This window comes from Stutzerimonas kunmingensis (assembly GCF_032106285.1).
Lineage (GTDB): Bacteria > Pseudomonadota > Gammaproteobacteria > Pseudomonadales > Pseudomonadaceae > Stutzerimonas > Stutzerimonas kunmingensis_B.
On the sequence record NZ_DAMCPO010000017.1, the window covers coordinates 84,265 to 101,018 of the forward strand.

The 16,754-nt window shown below is 63.3% G+C and carries 17 protein-coding genes; 8 read left to right on the plus strand and 9 right to left on the minus strand.

Features of this window, described 5'->3' with window-relative positions:
• Window positions 1-45: 45 nt before the first annotated feature.
• Window positions 46-489: an ester cyclase gene (locus RT582_RS14680; RefSeq protein WP_041014797.1), complete on the plus strand. Its 444-nt coding sequence runs from the start codon at window positions 46-48 to the stop codon at window positions 487-489.
• A gap of 22 nt (window positions 490-511) precedes the next feature.
• On the opposite strand, the gene RT582_RS14685 is transcribed toward RT582_RS14680, so the two are convergent.
• Window positions 512-1,330: a M48 family metallopeptidase gene (locus RT582_RS14685; protein WP_014821312.1), complete on the minus strand. Its 819-nt coding sequence runs from the start codon at window positions 1,328-1,330 to the stop codon at window positions 512-514.
• A 322-nt stretch (window positions 1,331-1,652) separates the two neighbouring features.
• On the opposite strand from RT582_RS14685, the gene RT582_RS14690 reads away from it, so the two are divergent.
• The gene (locus tag RT582_RS14690; protein ID WP_313478143.1) at window positions 1,653-3,782 is read left to right on the plus strand and encodes a methyl-accepting chemotaxis protein; all 2,130 of its coding nucleotides are present in this window, start codon (window positions 1,653-1,655) and stop codon (window positions 3,780-3,782) included.
• A gap of 21 nt (window positions 3,783-3,803) precedes the next feature.
• Here the strand turns inward: RT582_RS14690 and RT582_RS14695 are convergent, their stop codons facing one another.
• From RT582_RS14695 to RT582_RS14705, 3 genes are read right to left on the minus strand one after another with little or no spacing between them, the layout of a single operon-like run.
• Window positions 3,804-4,421 (minus strand): SOS response-associated peptidase, encoded by a 618-nt coding sequence (locus RT582_RS14695; protein WP_102831974.1) that lies wholly within the window; start codon window positions 4,419-4,421, stop codon window positions 3,804-3,806.
• A gap of 11 nt (window positions 4,422-4,432) precedes the next feature.
• Window positions 4,433-4,693: a putative signal transducing protein gene (locus RT582_RS14700; protein ID WP_014821315.1), complete on the minus strand. Its 261-nt coding sequence runs from the start codon at window positions 4,691-4,693 to the stop codon at window positions 4,433-4,435.
• Complete coding sequence (locus RT582_RS14705; protein ID WP_003302744.1) at window positions 4,693-4,875, minus strand: CPXCG motif-containing cysteine-rich protein; 183 nt, start codon at window positions 4,873-4,875, stop codon at window positions 4,693-4,695. The genes RT582_RS14700 and RT582_RS14705 overlap by 1 nt, the downstream gene beginning before the upstream one ends.
• A gap of 238 nt (window positions 4,876-5,113) precedes the next feature.
• Here RT582_RS14705 and RT582_RS14710 point away from each other — a divergent pair, with 238 nt between their 5' ends.
• Window positions 5,114-6,280, plus strand: coding sequence for a 1-acyl-sn-glycerol-3-phosphate acyltransferase (locus RT582_RS14710; RefSeq protein WP_014821316.1), 1,167 nt, complete (start codon window positions 5,114-5,116; stop codon window positions 6,278-6,280).
• 56 nt (window positions 6,281-6,336) lie between these two features.
• Here the strand turns inward: RT582_RS14710 and RT582_RS14715 are convergent, their stop codons facing one another.
• Window positions 6,337-6,609 carry a hypothetical protein gene (locus RT582_RS14715; RefSeq protein ID WP_313478146.1) on the minus strand — a complete coding sequence of 91 codons (273 nt, stop codon included), beginning with the start codon at window positions 6,607-6,609 and terminating at the stop codon, window positions 6,337-6,339.
• 383 nt (window positions 6,610-6,992) lie between these two features.
• Here RT582_RS14715 and RT582_RS14720 point away from each other — a divergent pair, with 383 nt between their 5' ends.
• Window positions 6,993-8,342 (plus strand): DUF1329 domain-containing protein, encoded by a 1,350-nt coding sequence (locus tag RT582_RS14720; protein ID WP_042928499.1) that lies wholly within the window; start codon window positions 6,993-6,995, stop codon window positions 8,340-8,342.
• A 143-nt stretch (window positions 8,343-8,485) separates the two neighbouring features.
• Here the strand turns inward: RT582_RS14720 and RT582_RS14725 are convergent, their stop codons facing one another.
• Window positions 8,486-9,070, minus strand: a complete 585-nt coding sequence (locus tag RT582_RS14725; protein ID WP_014821319.1) for a YajG family lipoprotein — start codon at window positions 9,068-9,070, stop codon at window positions 8,486-8,488.
• Window positions 9,071-9,238: 168 nt separating this feature from the next.
• Between RT582_RS14725 and RT582_RS14730 the strand changes: the two genes are divergently transcribed.
• On the plus strand, window positions 9,239-9,430 hold the full coding sequence (locus RT582_RS14730; RefSeq protein WP_045665853.1) for a hypothetical protein: 192 nt from the start codon (window positions 9,239-9,241) through the stop codon (window positions 9,428-9,430).
• An 86-nt stretch (window positions 9,431-9,516) separates the two neighbouring features.
• Here the strand turns inward: RT582_RS14730 and mqo are convergent, their stop codons facing one another.
• Entirely contained in the window at window positions 9,517-11,028 is a 1,512-nt protein-coding gene (gene mqo / locus RT582_RS14735) for a malate dehydrogenase (quinone) (protein ID WP_080950556.1), read from the minus strand.
• Window positions 11,029-11,350: 322 nt separating this feature from the next.
• Complete coding sequence (locus RT582_RS14740) at window positions 11,351-11,638, minus strand: PA4642 family protein (RefSeq protein ID WP_003302753.1); 288 nt, start codon at window positions 11,636-11,638, stop codon at window positions 11,351-11,353.
• 192 nt (window positions 11,639-11,830) lie between these two features.
• On the opposite strand from RT582_RS14740, the gene dauA reads away from it, so the two are divergent.
• Window positions 11,831-13,561, plus strand: coding sequence for a C4-dicarboxylic acid transporter DauA (gene dauA, locus RT582_RS14745; RefSeq protein ID WP_213574617.1), 1,731 nt, complete (start codon window positions 11,831-11,833; stop codon window positions 13,559-13,561).
• Between the two features lie 37 nt (window positions 13,562-13,598).
• On the opposite strand, the gene RT582_RS14750 is transcribed toward dauA, so the two are convergent.
• A complete protein-coding gene (locus RT582_RS14750; protein WP_256076038.1) occupies window positions 13,599-14,510 on the minus strand; it encodes an SDR family oxidoreductase in 912 nt (303 codons plus the stop codon).
• A gap of 693 nt (window positions 14,511-15,203) precedes the next feature.
• Here RT582_RS14750 and RT582_RS14755 point away from each other — a divergent pair.
• Window positions 15,204-15,791 (plus strand): LOG family protein, encoded by a 588-nt coding sequence (locus tag RT582_RS14755; protein ID WP_044315469.1) that lies wholly within the window; start codon window positions 15,204-15,206, stop codon window positions 15,789-15,791.
• Window positions 15,792-16,196: 405 nt separating this feature from the next.
• Complete coding sequence (locus RT582_RS14760) at window positions 16,197-16,673, plus strand: DUF2726 domain-containing protein (protein WP_023446559.1); 477 nt, start codon at window positions 16,197-16,199, stop codon at window positions 16,671-16,673.
• Window positions 16,674-16,754: the final 81 nt, after the last annotated feature.

Below are 16,754 nucleotides of genomic sequence, written 5' to 3' on the forward strand. Positions count from 1 at the left end.
TGCGCTACCGCAGCGCACATCAGCGCCCCGAGGAGATCAGGCTGCATGTCAGCGGATGGACGCAAGAAACGAGTCTGCAACCATATCGATCTGAGCTGGAACAAGGGCCGCCTGGCCCTTTCCGAACAGATGCAGAGCAAGTATTTCGCCTACAAGGGCTCATTCATCGGCCAGCCGCTGAACAGCGCAGGTTTCGCCGAGCTCGTGCGCAATGTGCGTACAGCCATGCCGGATCTGGAAGTGGTGGTGGATGAGTGCATCTGCGAGGGCCACAAGGTGGTCACCTCAAGCACGGCGATGGGAACGCTGGCGACGCCGCTGTTCGGCTACTCGGTCGCCGACAAGATTCTCGCGATCGCCGTGATGAGCGTCTGGACGCTGAACCCGGCTGGCGATATCGAGGAAATCCACACGCTCATCGACCTCGAAGGCGTGCATCAGCAACTGGGTATCGAGACACCCCTTTCGACGCTGCTGTCGCCGGCCTGAACGGCCGGCGACAGGTCATCGCTCAACGGCCGCTGCGGGCCTGTTCGTAGAGCGGCATCACTTTCGGAATATTCGTCTTCAACGCCGCGGTGCGGGTGGTGGACGACGGGTGCGTGCTCATGAACTCGGGCGGCGCCGAACCACCGGCCGAAGCCATCTTCTCCCACAGCGTGATCGCCGCATTCGGGTTGTAGCCCGCGCGTGCCGCGAGCTCCAGGCCGATCAGATCCGCTTCGTTCTCGTTGCCGCGGCTGTTGGGCAGCGTCATCAGATATTCCACACCCATGTTCGCCAGCTGCAGGCCGCCGGTCCCGACGCCCATGGCCGACCCCAGCTGCGTCGCCATCTGCACGCCATAGGCCTTGGACATGGCTTCGCGACCGTGCTCGCGCAATGCGTGGGCGATCTCGTGGCCCATCACGGCCGCGATCTCGTCGTCGGTGAGCTTCAGCTTCTCGATCAGGCCGGTGTAGAAGATGATCTTGCCGCCCGGGCCGCAGTTGGCGTTAAGCTCCGGGCTGTCGATGACGTTGACCTCCCAGTTCCATTGCGCGGCATCGGGGCGGAACACCGGCACCTTGGCGATCAGCCGCTGGGCAATACCGTTGACCCGCTTGGTGATTGCGCTGTTTTTCTCCAGCACACCCTTGCTTGACGCCGCACTGAGCGTCTCTTGATAAGACTGGGCGTACATCTGGTTGACCTGCTCGGTCGACAGCATGCTGAACATGTACTGCTTGCGGTCGACGCCTACGGCGCCGCCGCTGGTGGTGTTGACGGCCTGACAGCCCGCCAGCACGGCAGCGGCGACCAACAGCGACAATCTGTGCGGTTTGAACATCGAGTCTCTCCGGAAAACCTGCGCCGTATCCTAGGGTCTGTTCCCGTTTCGTCGCAAGCCACGTTGCTGCGCCAAATGGCGCCATGGCCGGGCGGCGTTCCGCAGGCGCGGGACGCAGGTAATGGTGGTCCCCTTGCCAAGTCCCGCAACGCCGCATGGCGCCATTTGCCGCGCAACCCGCAGGGCCGGGCGGCGCGGCCGCGTACGAAACGGGAACAGACCCTATCGCGGACCCACCTGTCAGGCAACCGAACGTACCGCTGCAGTTGTCGCAAATCCTGCCGATAGCCTCCTTATCCGCTGCGCAATTGGAGTTCCGCACATGTTCAGATCCATCCAGACCGCCTTCGCCGCACTGGCCGGCGCCTGCACCCTGGCCGTGATCGCCGCACTTCTGCTGTATGCGATGGTTTCCGGAATGCGCAGCCAGGCGCTGGTCGAGGAGCGGACCCGTTCGCTGATCGACGGCATGGTCGAGCAGCGCGTCACCGCCCTCGCCCAGACCCAGGTCAGCCGCATCCAGGCACAACTCCAGGCCCCCCTGCAGATCGCCACAGGCCTCGCTCGAGTACACACCCTGACCGGCCTCAGTGATGACGAAGGGATGCCGATGGCCAACCTGACGCGCGAAGAGCTGATCAATCTGGCGCGACAGACCCTGCTCGAGAACCCTAATCTGACCAGCACCTACATCGCCTGGGAGCCCAACGGCGTGGACGTCAACGACGTCATGTACCGCGGCGACGCCCCGGGCATGGTCGACGGCCGCTTCGCCAGCTGGATCTACCGCGACGCCAGCGGCCAGATGGTGATCGACAAGCTCACCGACATCGAGGACACCCGCCTGCTGGAAACCGGCGTGCGCGCCGGCGAGTACTACCTCTGCCCGCGCGAGCAGCTCAAGCCCTGCGTAGGCGATCCAGCACCCTACGAGATGAATGGCAAGACGTCGCTGCTGTCGTCGTTCAATGCGCCGATCATAATCGAGGGCAAGTTCCACGGTATCGTCGGCGCGGACATCAGCGTCGACTTCATCCAACAGCTGCTGAGCGACGCCAACACCCAGCTCTACGGTGGCGTCGGCCAGATCGCGCTGATCTCCAACAACGGCCGCCTTGCCGCCTACAGCCGCGACACCAGCCTTATCGGCAAGCCCGCCGCACAGATACTCGACGCCGAGGAGCAGGCACTGGTCAAGCAGTTGCCGGCCGGTCAGACCCACTATCGAATCGATCAGGCCCGTGGCCGCGTAGCGCTGTTCCTGCCGTTTTCCTTTGCCGGCACCGAGGCCCGCTGGGTGCTGATGCTGGAGCTGCCGACCGCCGAGGTGATGAAGGAGCTGGACCAGTTGATGGTCGCCCTCGCCGACGAAAGCCGCAGCAGCCTTGCCACCATGCTGGTCATCGGTGTGCTGATCGGCCTCGCCGGTCTGCTGGCGATCTGGCTGATCAGCCGCCGCATCACCCGCCCGCTGCGCGAAATGGTGGTCATGCTGGACAACATCGGCCAGGGCGAAGGCGACCTGACCCAGCGCCTGAACATCGACAGTCGCAACGAGCTAGGCCAGATCGCTGCCGGCTTCAACGCCTTCCTCGCGCGCCTGCAGGGCATGATCGGCGAGGTCGTCAGCTCGGTGCAGAAAGTGAGCGATGCCTCCGAGCACACCGCCGACATCGCCATCCGCACCGACAAGGGCGTGCAGACCCAGCTGGCGGAAATCGAGCTGGTGGCCACTGCCGTGCACGAAATGACCGCCACCGCCCAGGACGTGGCGCGCAACGCGACCCAGGCCGCCGAAGCCGCCAACAATGCCGATCGCGCGGCCAATCAGGGCCGGCACATCGTGCAGGACACCGGCTCGACCATCACCGAACTGGCCGACGAGATCGGCCGCGCGGTGGAGGTGGTGCAGACGCTGGCCCGCGACAGCGAGAACATCGACGCCATCCTGGTGACCATTCGCAGCATTGCCGAGCAAACCAACCTGCTCGCCCTCAACGCGGCAATCGAGGCGGCCCGCGCCGGCGAGCAGGGACGCGGCTTCGCCGTCGTGGCCGACGAGGTCCGCAACCTGGCGCAGAAGACGCAGCAGGCGACCGGCGAGATCCAGCAGATGATCCAGCAGCTGCAGAACGGCACGCGGGATGTGGTGCAGGTGATGGAGCAGAGTCAGAGCCGCACCCAGCGCAGCGTCGAGCAGGCGGATGCCGCCGCCGAGGCGCTGCAGGCGATCACCCAGGCGGTCTCGCTGATCAACGACATGAACAACCAGATCGCCAGTGCCGCCGAGGAGCAGAGCGCGGTGGCCGAAGACATCAACCGCAACGTCACCAACATCGGTCAGGTCGCGCAGGAAGTTGCCGGTGGCGCCGAGGAAGCCAGCCAGGCCAGTGCCGGGTTGACGCGCCTGGCCGAACAGCAGCGTCGTCTGATCAACCAGTTCAGGGTGTGACGACGACACAGCCGCGCCGGTTCACGCCGGCGTGAGGCACTCCGGCCCGTCGATACGCGGGTCATTCACCACGGTTGCCAGTGGCCGCTCACGCAAGGCCGGCTGAGGCTGGGCCAGCAGCGCCTGCAATGTCTCGAGCGGCGTTTCGGGATCGAGCCAGGCGGCCTGCCCGGCTTCATCAAGCATCAGTGGCCGACGCAGCGTAGCCGCGGGCAGCGTCACCACGGCGGCGCTCAGATACGTATGACCCTGTACCGGATAGGCTTCCCAGAGTGCGGCGAAATAGCCGAGCGAGCCTTCGCTGGTCATCCAGTACGGGCGCTTGCGCGCCGCGCCACGCCACTCGTAGAAGCCGTTGGCCGGCAGCAACCCGCGGCGCAGGCGAAACGCCTCGCGAAACATAGGCTGTTCGCTGATGGTTTCTGCCCGGGCCTGGGCAGGGGTGCGCGTCAGATCGGTAAGCCAGGCCGGGGTCAGCCCCCAGCGCACGCGGCTGAGCTGCAACTGCGCATCGATCTGACGCAGCAGCAGCACCGAAGCGCCAGGCGCGAGGCTCCAGTGCGGTTGCTGATCAGAGGGGAAGCCGGGCAAGGCAGCGAAGTCCTGGCTCCAGCGGAAAAGGGCATAGCGACCGCACATAAAAAGACTCGTCAGCAGATCAGTTCGCCGGGGTAACTCTCCGGTTCATCGCCCGGCAACGGCTCGGCGCCATTGTACGCAGCGATCAGCTGACGTGCCCGCTCGGCATCCGCATCCGCAACCATCAGTCCGAGCAGCCCGGCCGCCGGCAGCTCGCCCATGGCGCCGATCAGATGACTACCCGCAAGGAATGCCTCGATGCCCTCGGCAATCAACATGCCGCTGAGCATCTCCGCCTCCAGCAGATCGCGCGGCTCGTAGATACGCCGCATCATTCGTCCTCCCCGCGGGTTTCCAGCTGCCACTGTTCACCGTCCGTACGCAGATCGAAGACGATCGGCCGGCAGCACACGGCGCAGTCCTCGATGTACTGCTGATCGCCCGCACTGAGATCGAGGACGGCCTCGACCGGCTCGCCACAATAAGGGCAATGAAAGAGCTGTGTTTCCAGCATCGGTCCTCCGCATGACTTGTCGCTATAATCGCCGTCTTTAAAGGTCGCTGATTCGAACCTTTAGAAGACCGACTCGGTGTGTCCCGCAATTGGGCACCCTGGGCCGCAAGCAGGATTTCACAGGCATGAGGCGAAACGGCCGTTTACTCGATGAGTATGAGCCAGCCGGCTCCGGTCCGTTCCGCAAATTGCCTGCCCATCCGTTGCAGGCCCGTTCCTCGTTTCCTTTACAGAGAGCATGATGGACGAATTCGAAGCCATCCGACCCTACGCCGACGCCGAAGTACCGCTGGTCATGGCGCGCCTGTTCGCCGATCGCGAGTTTCTCGACATTCTGGCGCACTTCCGTTTTCCGCGACTGGCCGACAGCATGGGCTGGCTGATCAAGCCAGTCATTTCGCGGAGGTTGCGCAAGCAGTTCGCCAGTATCCGCACGGTAGACGCACTGCAGCACAAGATCGAGGCCTACATCGACCGCACGATCGAACGCGCTACCGACGGCGTGACCTTTTCCGGCCTGGAGCAGCTCCAGCAGGGCCGAGCCTATCTGTTCCTGGCCAACCACCGCGACATCGTCATGGACCCGGCGTTCGTCAACTATGCGGTCTATCAGGCCGGCATCCGCACTCCGCGCATCGCCATCGGCGACAACCTGCTGCAGCGCCCCTTCGTCAGCGACCTGATGCGTCTGAACAAGAGCTTCATCGTGCGCCGCTCCATCAGCGGGCGGCGCGAGAAGCTGGCGGCTTACCAGGTGCTGTCGGCGTACATCAACCATTCGATCCGCAACGATGGCGAGTCGGTGTGGATAGCCCAGGCCGAAGGGCGCGCGAAGGATGGGGACGACCGCACCGATTCGGCGATCCTCAAGATGCTGCACATGAGCCGCAAGGACGAGGCGTTCGCGGACGCACTGGCGGCACTGCGCCCGGTGCCGGTGGCGATCAGCTATGAATACGACCCATGCGATCAGGCCAAGGCCCGCGAGCTATACATCCGCGCCACCACCGGCACCTATACCAAGGCACCGGGCGAGGACGACGCGAGCATTGCCCTGGGCATCACCGGCTACAAGGGACGCGTGCACATCGCCTTCGGCACGCCCATGGAGCGCGCGCCCGAAGATTCCAAGCAGATGGCCCTGGCGCTGGATCGGCAGATTCTGGGCAGCTATCGGCTGTTCCCGGTGCACTACCTCGCGTACCGCCTCTGGGACGACCGTGATCCGGATATCCAGGTGCCCAGTGCCGCCGAGCTGTTCAGTCGCGAGGAAGTGGAGCGCGCCGAAGCCGAATGGAGCAAGCGTCTGGCCGCCTGCCCGAGCGTGCAGCAGCCCTATCTGATTCAGCAGTACGCCATGCCGGTGCGCAATCAGTACCGGCTCAACGCCGGTCTGGAACCCTGAACCCATAAGGCCCGCAGTACCTGATCTGCGGGCCCTTCAGCGAACCGAAAACACGTTCAGAGTAGCCGTGAGGCCATCGACAGCCCCAGACCGAGCAGCAGTCCAGCCCCGCCTACCCTGTTGAACAGCTGATTGACGCGCTGAGTCGCGCCATCTCTCGTCGACGCAGTTTCCATTGCGGAAGCGACCAGCGGCCGCCGCACGTCGCGTGTCTCTCGCCACTGCGTCGCCAGTAGCAACCAGCCGCCGCACAGCGCGCACAGCAGCGCCAGCCCGTTGAGAAGCAATGCTGGGGCGATCACCAGCCCCGACTGCGCTTGTAACACCATTCAGATTTTCCTCTCAGTCGCCCAGGCAGCCGCGTAGTGTATCCAGACGCCCGCCAGGATTCCGAATTCCCCGACGGAGCGATGTCAGCTCCGCACCATTATCAGGCCAGCTTATGACGCGCTCTTCACCGGTCGGCCTTGACTAAAGGTCGGGCGCGCCGTCACCCTCGGCATACCTCGAAACGGCGAAATAGAGCCTGTGCGGGGGCGGCAGCCAAATGCGATAACGGTCGATGGACAAGCATCCCTTTCCATCGAGCGGTTATCCGCAACCCAGGCGCTGCAGGCACAGCTCTTCAGGCCGAATCACATGGCGCAGCAGCAGCGAGCGCCACGGGGAATCAGCTATTCAGAAATGACAGGACGAGATAATGAAAATAACAATGTTCACAACCGGAGCGCTCACGCTTTCACTGCTGGCCAGTAACGTCATGGCTGCGGTGTCCGAAACCGAGGCGGCCCGCCTCGGCAACGAACTGACGCCGATCGGCGCGGAGAAGTCCGGCAACGCTGCAGGTACCATTCCGGCCTGGACCGGCGGACTGGCTCAGGACGCTGCGGCGGTGACGCCAGACGGTTTCGTCGGCGACCCTTACGCCAGCGACAAGCCGAAGTTCACCATCACGGCGCAGAACTACGAGCAGTACAAGGACAACCTGACGCCTGGGCAGATCGCCATGCTCAAGCGCTATCCGGACAGCTACCGCCTGCCGGTCTACGAGACACGCCGCAGCGCGGCCATGCCCCAGCATGTCTATGACGCCGCCACGCGCAATGCCACGCAGACCAACATGGTCCGCGGCGGCAACGGCCTGGAAAACTTCGAGAAGGCCGTCGCCTTCCCGATTCCCAAGGACGGCCTGGAAGTCGCCTGGAACCACATCACCCGCTACCGCGGCGGCTCGGCGCGGCGCGTCGTCGCCCAGGCCACGCCACAGGTGAACGGCAGCTTCAGCCTGGTTAAGTTCGTCGACGAGGTGGTCTATACCGACACCCTGACCGACTACAACCCCGAGAAGCACGGCAACGTGCTGTTCTACTTCAAGCAGCAGGTCACCGAGCCGTCCCGCCTGGCCGGCAACGTGCTGCTGGTACACGAGACCCTGGACCAGGTGAAGGAACCGCGCATGGCGTGGATCTACAACGCCGGCCAGCGCCGTGTACGCCGCGCCCCGCAGGTCGCCTATGACGGCCCGGGCACTGCAGCCGACGGCCTGCGCACATCCGACAACCTGGACATGTTCAACGGTGCGCCGGACCGCTACGACTGGAAGCTGATCGGCAAGAAAGAGGTGTACATCCCCTACAACTCCTACCGCCTGGATTCGCCCGAGCTGAAGTACGAAGACATCGTCAAGGCCGGCCATATCAATCAGGATCTGACCCGCTACGAGCTGCACCGCGTATGGGAAGTGGAAGCCACGCTGAAGTCGGGTGAGCGCCACATCTATGCCAAGCGCCACTTCTTCATCGACGAAGACACCTGGCAAGCTGCGGTGATCGACCATTACGACGGCCGCAACCAGCTGTGGCGCGTAGCCGAGGCGCACAGTCTGTACTTCTACAACGTGCAGGTTCCGCTGTACTCGATGGAGACCCTGTACGACCTCATCTCTGGCCGCTACCTGGTCATGGGCATGAAGAACGAAGAGAAGAACCCCTACACCTACAACTACAAGGCCAACTCCAACCAGTACACCCCGGCTGCCCTGCGCAACTCCGGCGTTCGCTGATTCGACTGGCTGCACTCGACGCCCCGCTGATCGCGGGGCGTTTTCGTTTTCCGCCCCGTGAAAACGAAGAAACCCTGCCAGGCTGGGCCATGGCAGGGTTTCGAATCGGCAGGACCGGCGAGTCGTGCGTATCGCTGGCGACTTTACTCGGCTAGCAGGCGACCGATGTTGTCGTCGCGGAAGACGCGGGTCAGCGCATCGCTCAACACATCGGTGACCAGCTTGGTGTTGGTCTGCTCGTTCGGCGCCATGCCGAAACGCTGGTTCAGCGAGGCACCATAGCGGCCGTTGTAGCGTTTACCGGCGTTCTGCACTTCGATCTTCAGCGTCGCGCCAATATTGGCCTCGGTCACGTACAGGCCTTCTTTCGGCGACTGGTACTTCAGCTCCGCGAGGGTCAGGGTTAGCTGCGGCGCGTTGTAGGCGTTGGGCGACGGGGTGAAGCCGAGCAGGCGCACCGCCGCTTCGGTCTGAGCCTGCAGCTTGGGTATGACCTTGGCACTTGGCACGATCACCGCGCTGGTTTCCGGGTAAAGGCCGCCGCGGGTGCCAAGGGTCGGCGAGGGGCGCGCATCGACCACGCGCACGACGACCGGCTGGCCCTGGCCGACAGGATTGATGGTGCCATTGAGTTTGGGGTTCGGATCGAGCTGCTGGGGGCTGTGGGCACAGCCTACGAGACTCATTCCAAGAACGGTGACAAAACCGAACAACAGGCGTTGCAGCATGCTGTTTTCTCCAGGTTAAGGGCGACGAGTGCGGCGCAGTATACCCAGCGGTACGACGCGCCGACAGTGATGCGGATTCAGACCGATGGCAGTGCTGCGCCGTTCATTTCATGCGGCTGTCATAGAGCCCTGCGATAAGGGAGCATCTCTTCGCCAGGAGTGAAACCCATGCGCCAGATCCTTTCGCTGCTGAGCCGCCGCAAGCCCCGTCATTTCGCCCTGCTCGACGAACAGGGGCGCTGCCGCATGCTGCTGAGCAGTGCTGGCCGGCCCGATGGCGCGAACTGGGTGGAGGTCGAGGAAGCGCGTCTGAGCTGGATTGGCCGGCATCTTCCCACCGACTGCGAACGCGCGGCCTGAGCGGCAACAGGCGCTTTGTTCAGGGCACAAAAAAGCCCCGCAGGTTCGTACGGGGCTTTTCGTTCGAGCCGGGACTGGCCTGCTGGTCAGTACTCCAGGCCCAGGCGCTTGTCGGCCATTTCGCTGATTTCGCGGTAGGCTGCTGCGTCGTTCTGCAGCGTGGTTTCGCGAGCCGGGAACATTTCCTGCAGCTTGCTGGACCAGGCCTGCGAACGGTACTGCTCGGGGAAGCAGCGCTCGAGCAGGTCGAGCATGATCGAAACGGTCACCGAAGCGCCCGGCGAAGCGCCGAGCAGCGCGGCGATGGTGCCGTCTTTCGCCGCGACCAGTTCGGTGCCGAACTGCAGGATGCCGCCCTTCTTCGGGTCCTTCTTGATGATCTGCACGCGCTGGCCGGCGATCTCCAGACGCCAGTCCTCGGCCTTGGCCTCGGGATAGAAACCACGCAGGGTTTCCAGGCGGTCCTCCATGGACTGCATCACTTCCTTGATCAGGTAGCGGGTCAGGTCCATGTTGTCGCGTGCCACGGCCATCATCGGGCCGATGTTGCTCGGCCGAATCGACAGCGGCAGGTCCATGAACGAACCGCGCTTGAGGAACTTGGTGGTGAAGCCGGCGTAGGGCCCGAACAGCAGGGACTTCTTGCCGTCGACGACACGGGTGTCCAGGTGCGGTACGGACATCGGCGGCGCGCCGACTGCTGCCAGGCTGTAGACCTTGGCCTGGTGCTGCTTGACGATTTCCGGGTTGTCGCAGCGCAGCCACTGACCGCTGACCGGGAAGCCGCCGAAGCCCTTGCCTTCGTCGATACCGGACATCTGCAGCAGCGGCAGCGCAGCGCCACCGGCGCCGAGGAAGACGAAGCCGGATTGCACCTGGCGCGATTCGCCGGTGCGAGTGTTCTTGATGTCGACTTTCCAGCCGCTGGCCGTACGGTCGAGACCGGTGACCTTCTGGTTGTAGGACACCTTGACGCCAGCGCTACGCGACAGATAGCCGAGAAGCTGGCTGGTCACCGCACCGAAATTGACGTCGGTACCGTTCATGGCGCGAGTTGCAGCGATGGGCTCGTCGGCGGCGCGGCCCGGCATCATCAGCGGCATCCACTCGGCCAGAGTCGCGCGATCCTCGCTGTACTCCATGTCAGCGAAGGCGTGATGGGTCTTCAGCGCATCGAAGCGACGCTTGAGATAGTCGATGTTCTTGCTGCCGCGCACGAAGCTCAGATGCGGAACAGCATTGATGAAATCACGCGGGGAACCGAAACCTTCACGGTCAGCGAGGTAGGCCCAGAACTGCTTGGAGACCTCGAACTGGGTGTTGATCAGCACGGCCTTCTTGATGTCGATCGCGCCATCTTTGCTGTCGGGCGTGTAGTTCAGCTCGCAGAGCCCGGCGTGACCGGTACCGGCATTGTTCCACGGATTGGAGCTTTCGATGGCTCCGGATTCCTGCAGTTCGACGATTTCCAGCTTGATATTGGGATCGAGTTCCTTGAGCAGTACCGCGAGGGTCGCACTCATGATGCCGGCTCCCACCAGCACCATATCCACTGCTTCGCTATCGTGTTGCGTCATCAACGCGTTCTCCAGAATCACAGCATTAAACTGTCGAGACCGCAGTACGCGGCCCCGTAAAACCCACCAGCCAGACGGTCAGGAACGGAGCATGTGCCTGGACCGCTGCTCGGGAACATGTGCCCGAGAACAGGAAGCCAGAGGCTGCCTGCCAGCTGTCGGAAGGGCGGCTTTTGGCCTCCTTCCTCTCGCTGCGATCCATCCGGAGCGGGCCTGGCCCAATGCTCGACGGTGGACGCTGCGAGGAAAACGATTGCGAATCATGTTGCCGAAGCCAGCCGCAGCCTTCGCCGCTGGCAGCGGACTGTGCCGATACGTTCGATACGAAACGGCGGCCCTCAGTTCAGCCGCGCATGGCCTCGATCAGTTCGATATAAGGTCTGGCCTGACGCTGGTTGGCGACCAGATCGATAAAGCTCTGCCCTTTGCTATCCCGGGCATCGAGGTCGTAGCCGGCGGCCACGAAGAAGCCGAGAAAGCGCTCGAAATCATCAATGCGCAGGCCGCGATAGGCCTTGATCAGCTTGTGCAGCGAAGGGGGGGTATCGTCAGCCGGTTCAGGCTGAAGAAACAGCTTGATCGACTCATCCGCGATCTCGTCGCCAATCACCTGCTTCTTGTCTTTACGCATGCCGCCTCCGGTCCACGGGGTCTCACGGGGGCGGCAGTTTACTCCTCGCAGGCGACGCACTCAACGCGCCAGGCCGGCTTGCGACCAAGGTCGTACATCGCCGCCTCGGTATGCCGGGCGATCTTTCAGCACAAAGAACAAGAGCTGCCCGCGCTTATAATGGCGCCTTCGCCTACAAGGAGCGTCCCAGGCATGAAACTTCCCCCACTGTTTGCCGCCTGGCACCAGGTCCTGCGTCTGGGCTACGGTGCCCGCGCGCTGCGCGGCGATATCAGCGCCGGCCTGACGGTCGGCATCATCGCCATCCCGCTGGCCATGGCCCTGGCGATCGCCGTTGGCGTGGCGCCACAGCACGGTCTCTACACCGTATTGATCGCCGCGCCACTGATCGCGCTGACCGGGGGATCGCGCTTCAATGTCTCCGGGCCGACAGCGGCTTTCGTGGTGATCCTGTTGCCGATCACCCAGCAGTTCGGCCTTGGCGGCCTTCTGCTGTGCACCATGCTCGCCGGTCTGATCCTGATCGCACTGGGCCTGCTGCGCGCTGGACGCCTGATCGCATTCATCCCCTACCCTGTCACCCTCGGATTCACCGCGGGCATCGGCATCGTCATCGCCACCCTGCAGATCAAGGACCTGTTCGGCCTGACGCTGAACGAACAACCACAGCACTACGTCGAGCAGGTCAGCCTGCTGCTGCGCTCGCTGCCGGGCGCCCGGCTCGGCGACGCGCTGGTGGCGGCGATCTGTCTCGCGGTGCTGATCATCTGGCCGCGCTGGGTACCGAAAGTACCCGGGCACCTGGTGGCACTGACCGTCGGTGCGCTGGCAGGTTTGCTGCTGGAATCGTCCGGATTGTCCGTGGCGACCCTTGGCGAGCGGTTCAGCTACACCCTGGACGGGATCACCCATCCGGGTATTCCACCGTTTCTCCCAGATTTCGCCTGGCCCTGGCTGCTACCCGGTCCGGATGGCCAGCCGCTGCAGCTGAGTTACGAGCTGTTCCGCGAATTGCTCGCGCCGGCGTTTGCCATCGCCATGCTCGGCGCCATCGAGTCGCTGCTTTGCGCCGTGGTCGCCGACGGCATGACCGGCAGCAACCACGAGCCCAACGGCGAGCTGATCGGCCAGGGGCTGGGCAATCTGGTCGCCCCGCTGTTCGGCGGCATCACGGCGACCGCAGCGATCGCCCGCAGCGCCACGAATGTCCGGGCCGGGGCGTTCTCGCCGCTGGCAGCAATGATTCATGCGGGTGTGGTGCTGGTCGCAGTGCTCTGGCTGGCGCCGCTGTTCAGTTACCTGCCCATGGCGGCACTGGCGGCGTTGCTGGTGATGGTGGCCTGGAACATGAGCGAAGCACCGCACGTGATGCACGTATTGCGCATCGCACCGCGCAGCGATGTGCTGGTGCTGCTGACCTGCCTGACACTCACCGTGCTGTTCGACATGGTGCTGGCCGTCGGGGTCGGGCTGCTGCTGGCAGCCGGGCTGTTCATAAAGCGCATGAGCGAGCTGACCGACACCACCGCTCTCTCGCGCGAGCAGCGGCGGATCCTCCAGGACATGCCCGAGCACGTGGCGACCTACGCGATCCGTGGGCCGCTGTTCTTCGGCGCGGCGGAAAAGGCGCTGGGCGCCCTACGGCGCTTCAATCCCGAGGTCAAGGTGGTGATCGTCGACATCAGCGCGGTGCCGATGCTGGACATGACAGCGCTGGCATCGTTGGAAAACGTGCTGGTGGATTACCGCCGACTGGGGGTCACGCTGATCCTGAGCGGCAGCAATGCGCGCGTCCGCCTGAAATTGCGCCGCGCCGGCATTCACCGCCTGCAGGGGCATCTGCTGTACGTGCGCAACCTGAGTCAGGCCCGCGAGAAAGCACTGCGCCTGTTGCGCCCGGAGCCGGGCGAGGCCCCCGCCTGAATGCGCTCCCGGCTTGCCCGGCAGCGCAAGCCATAGGTCAGCCTGCGTATTTTTGCAGGTTGGCCATCATCTCCTTCAACGCTTCCATGTTGTCGGCCGGGTGCGCGGCATTCTCGAAATTGCAGATCTGCTGCCACTGAGCCGCGACGTCCTCGGCATCGAAGCCGGCCTGCGGGTCGAAGCCGACGCCAAGGCTGCGTTCCCAGCGCACCTTGCCCATCCAGCCGCCACCCACTTCGAACAGGCCGGAGGTTTCCTGGCACTGCTCGCTAGCCAGATACACCACCAACGGACTCACCAGTTCGGGTTTGAGCTGCTCGAACACCTGCGGCGGAATCAGCCCCTCGGTCATCCGCGTGCCGCCGGTGGGCGCGATGGCGTTGACCAGCACGTTGTTCTTGCGCCCTTCCAGCGCCAGCGTGCGGGTCAGGCCGTACAGACCGAGCTTGGCCATGCCGTAGTTCGACTGCCCGAAGTTGCCATAGATGCCGGAGGTCGAAGCGGTGAAGATCACCCGCCCGTAGTTCTGTTCGCGCATGTGCGGCCAGGCGGCACGGGTGACCTTGTAGGCGCCCTCGACATGCACCCGATAGACCAGATCCCAGTCGGCGTCTTCCATCTTGTGGAAGGTCTTGTCGCGCAGGATGCCGGCGTTGTTCACCACCACATCGATGCGGCCAAAGGAATCGAGGGCCTGCTGCACGATGCGATCGCCATCGGTTACTGAATCATGATTGGCGACAGCGGTACCGCCCGCCCCGCGAATTTCCTCCACCACTCGGTCGGCGGCGGAGCTGTTGGCTCCATCGCCCTGAGTGCTGCCGCCCAGATCATTGACCACGACCTTCGCACCGTGGCGGGCGAACAGCAGCGCGTGCGCCCGCCCGAGCCCGCCGCCGGCTCCGGTCACGATCACTACCTTGTCTTCGAAGCGGATGGCATCAGTCATGGCGTACTCCCTCAGCGGTCTTGGATGAATTCAGGAGCGCCGAGTGTCGATCAGGCGCCGGGACCCGACAACCAACCGCCCGGAAATGAATGCCAGTGCATAAGAGTCGAGGATGGGCTGCTCCGCCGCCAATGTTCTGGACGTTTTTTATTCATACCGCCGACAGCCGTGCCATCACTGGCCCGGCGGCGTATTTGCCCAAACAACTCACAGCGTTATCCACAGCCATCGTGGATAACTGAAGCGATCACTACCATTGTGAAACGGCATCGCACATATTACCGATGAACGCGCGAGGCCTTCTGTTATGCGGCCCGTGGTCGCATCAAGCGGGACTGAGCAAAAAACGCACATACTGCTGGAAGTCCCGCGCCGCTTCGCCTGGAGCAGACCTTCCCAAGGTTATCCACAGAACCGCACACATCTATCGGGGATAAATGAAGCGGCAAATAGCGCAAGCTATCACGGCAATGTCGAGAATCTAAGAGCGCCGGGAGCGCCCTGTTCTTAGCATGAGCGCATCAACCGACGGAGAGATCGCCCATGTCCAGTCGCAATCTGCTCGAGAGCCTGTTTGCCAATTACGCGTGCGCCAGCGGAGGTGCATTGAACGGCCGCTGACATCGCCCAGCACGCTTGGCCGTTCGTCCATGCCCGCGTACCCTTCCGCCAGCCCTAAGAGCGGAGTTAACGATGACCTTGCGTTCCATTTGCGTTTTCTGCGGCGCCAGCCGTGGTTCGAACCCCATCTATGAACAAGCAGCCCAGGATCTCGGCCGCACCTTGGCGGCCAACGGCATTCGGTTGATCTACGGCGGCGGCGCCGTCGGCCTGATGGGGGTCGTGGCAGACGCCACCATGGCTGCCGGCGGCGAGGTGATCGGCATCATTCCGCAGAGCCTGAAAGATGCCGAGGTCGGCCACACCGGCCTCACTCGGTTGGAAGTGGTCGACGGCATGCACGCCCGCAAGGCGCGGATGGCAGAGCTCGCGGATGCCTTCATCGCTTTACCTGGCGGGCTGGGTACGCTGGAGGAGCTTTTCGAGGTCTGGACCTGGGGCCAGCTTGGCTATCACCCCAAACCGCTCGGGTTGCTGGACGTCAACCACTTCTACAGCAAGCTCAGTCACTTCCTCGATCACCTCGTCGAAGAGGGATTCGTCCGCTCACAGCACCGCGAGATGTTGCGACGTAGTGACGAGTCGCAGGCGCTCATAGAGTTGCTGGATGCCTGGCAACCGCCCACTCATAGTCGCTGGGCCAAAAATTCGCCGCTGTGATCTGGCTGAATCCAGCTGATCAAATTTCACTCTCCGAGCTGCAGGCCACGCACCACGCAGGCCGCAGCTCAGCCTCCCCATGTTATCCACATGCGCATCCACAGCAGAAGTGGATAAGCGCTCGCTTCGACCTATTGGTGTACGCATGTGCGGGCAATACGACGTTTCAGAAGCCTTGAACCTGCGAACGTACAATTTTCGATCAATAGGCTCGATCGCTAGTGCCGCTAAGGTTGCAGCAAGCAGCTAAAGGGTTATCCACAACTCGGCCCACAGCTGTAGTGGATAAGGTAGCCGAACGAATCGAACGTGCTGGACTCAACAAAAGCATCGCTCGTCTAATTCCGAGGCTTACACCATGGGTTCATCAACAAGGCTTCAATCGCTGCATCAGGACAGACGTCCATGAGCTGGCTGGCCCTGACACTGGTGGCGTTCGTCATCTTCGTGCTGGTTTTCTTCGTCAAGAACCGGCAGCTCAACCATCCCGCGCTGCAATATCCCTATCGCCTCAAGGCGCCACTGTTCTCGCCAGCGGAACGCGAGCTGCTGGAAATGCTGCAACGCACGGTCGGCGAGCGCTATCTGATCTTCCCCAAGGTAAGCGTCGCCGACGTTGTGGAAGTCACCGCCATCGCTCGACGGGCGTACTGGTACCGCGCCACCAACCGCATCGCGGCCACGCGCTTCGATTTCGTGCTGTGCGACAGGGCCGATCTTCAGCCGGTCTGCGTCATCAACCTGCACGACCCTGACACCGATGAGGAATTCATGGATCGACTGTGCGAGACGGTCGGGTTGCCGCAGGTCCGCCTGCCAGCGGATGCAGCGCGCTCCTATAGCGATGTCCGGGAAGCCATCGAGTCGGCGCTGCAGCCCTGATCGACCGCTGGCGGGAATGAGCGCAGCAGCGGACGGTCACAAGTCTGCATGACGTATCCATGCTGTGCAGTACCGCTGCGG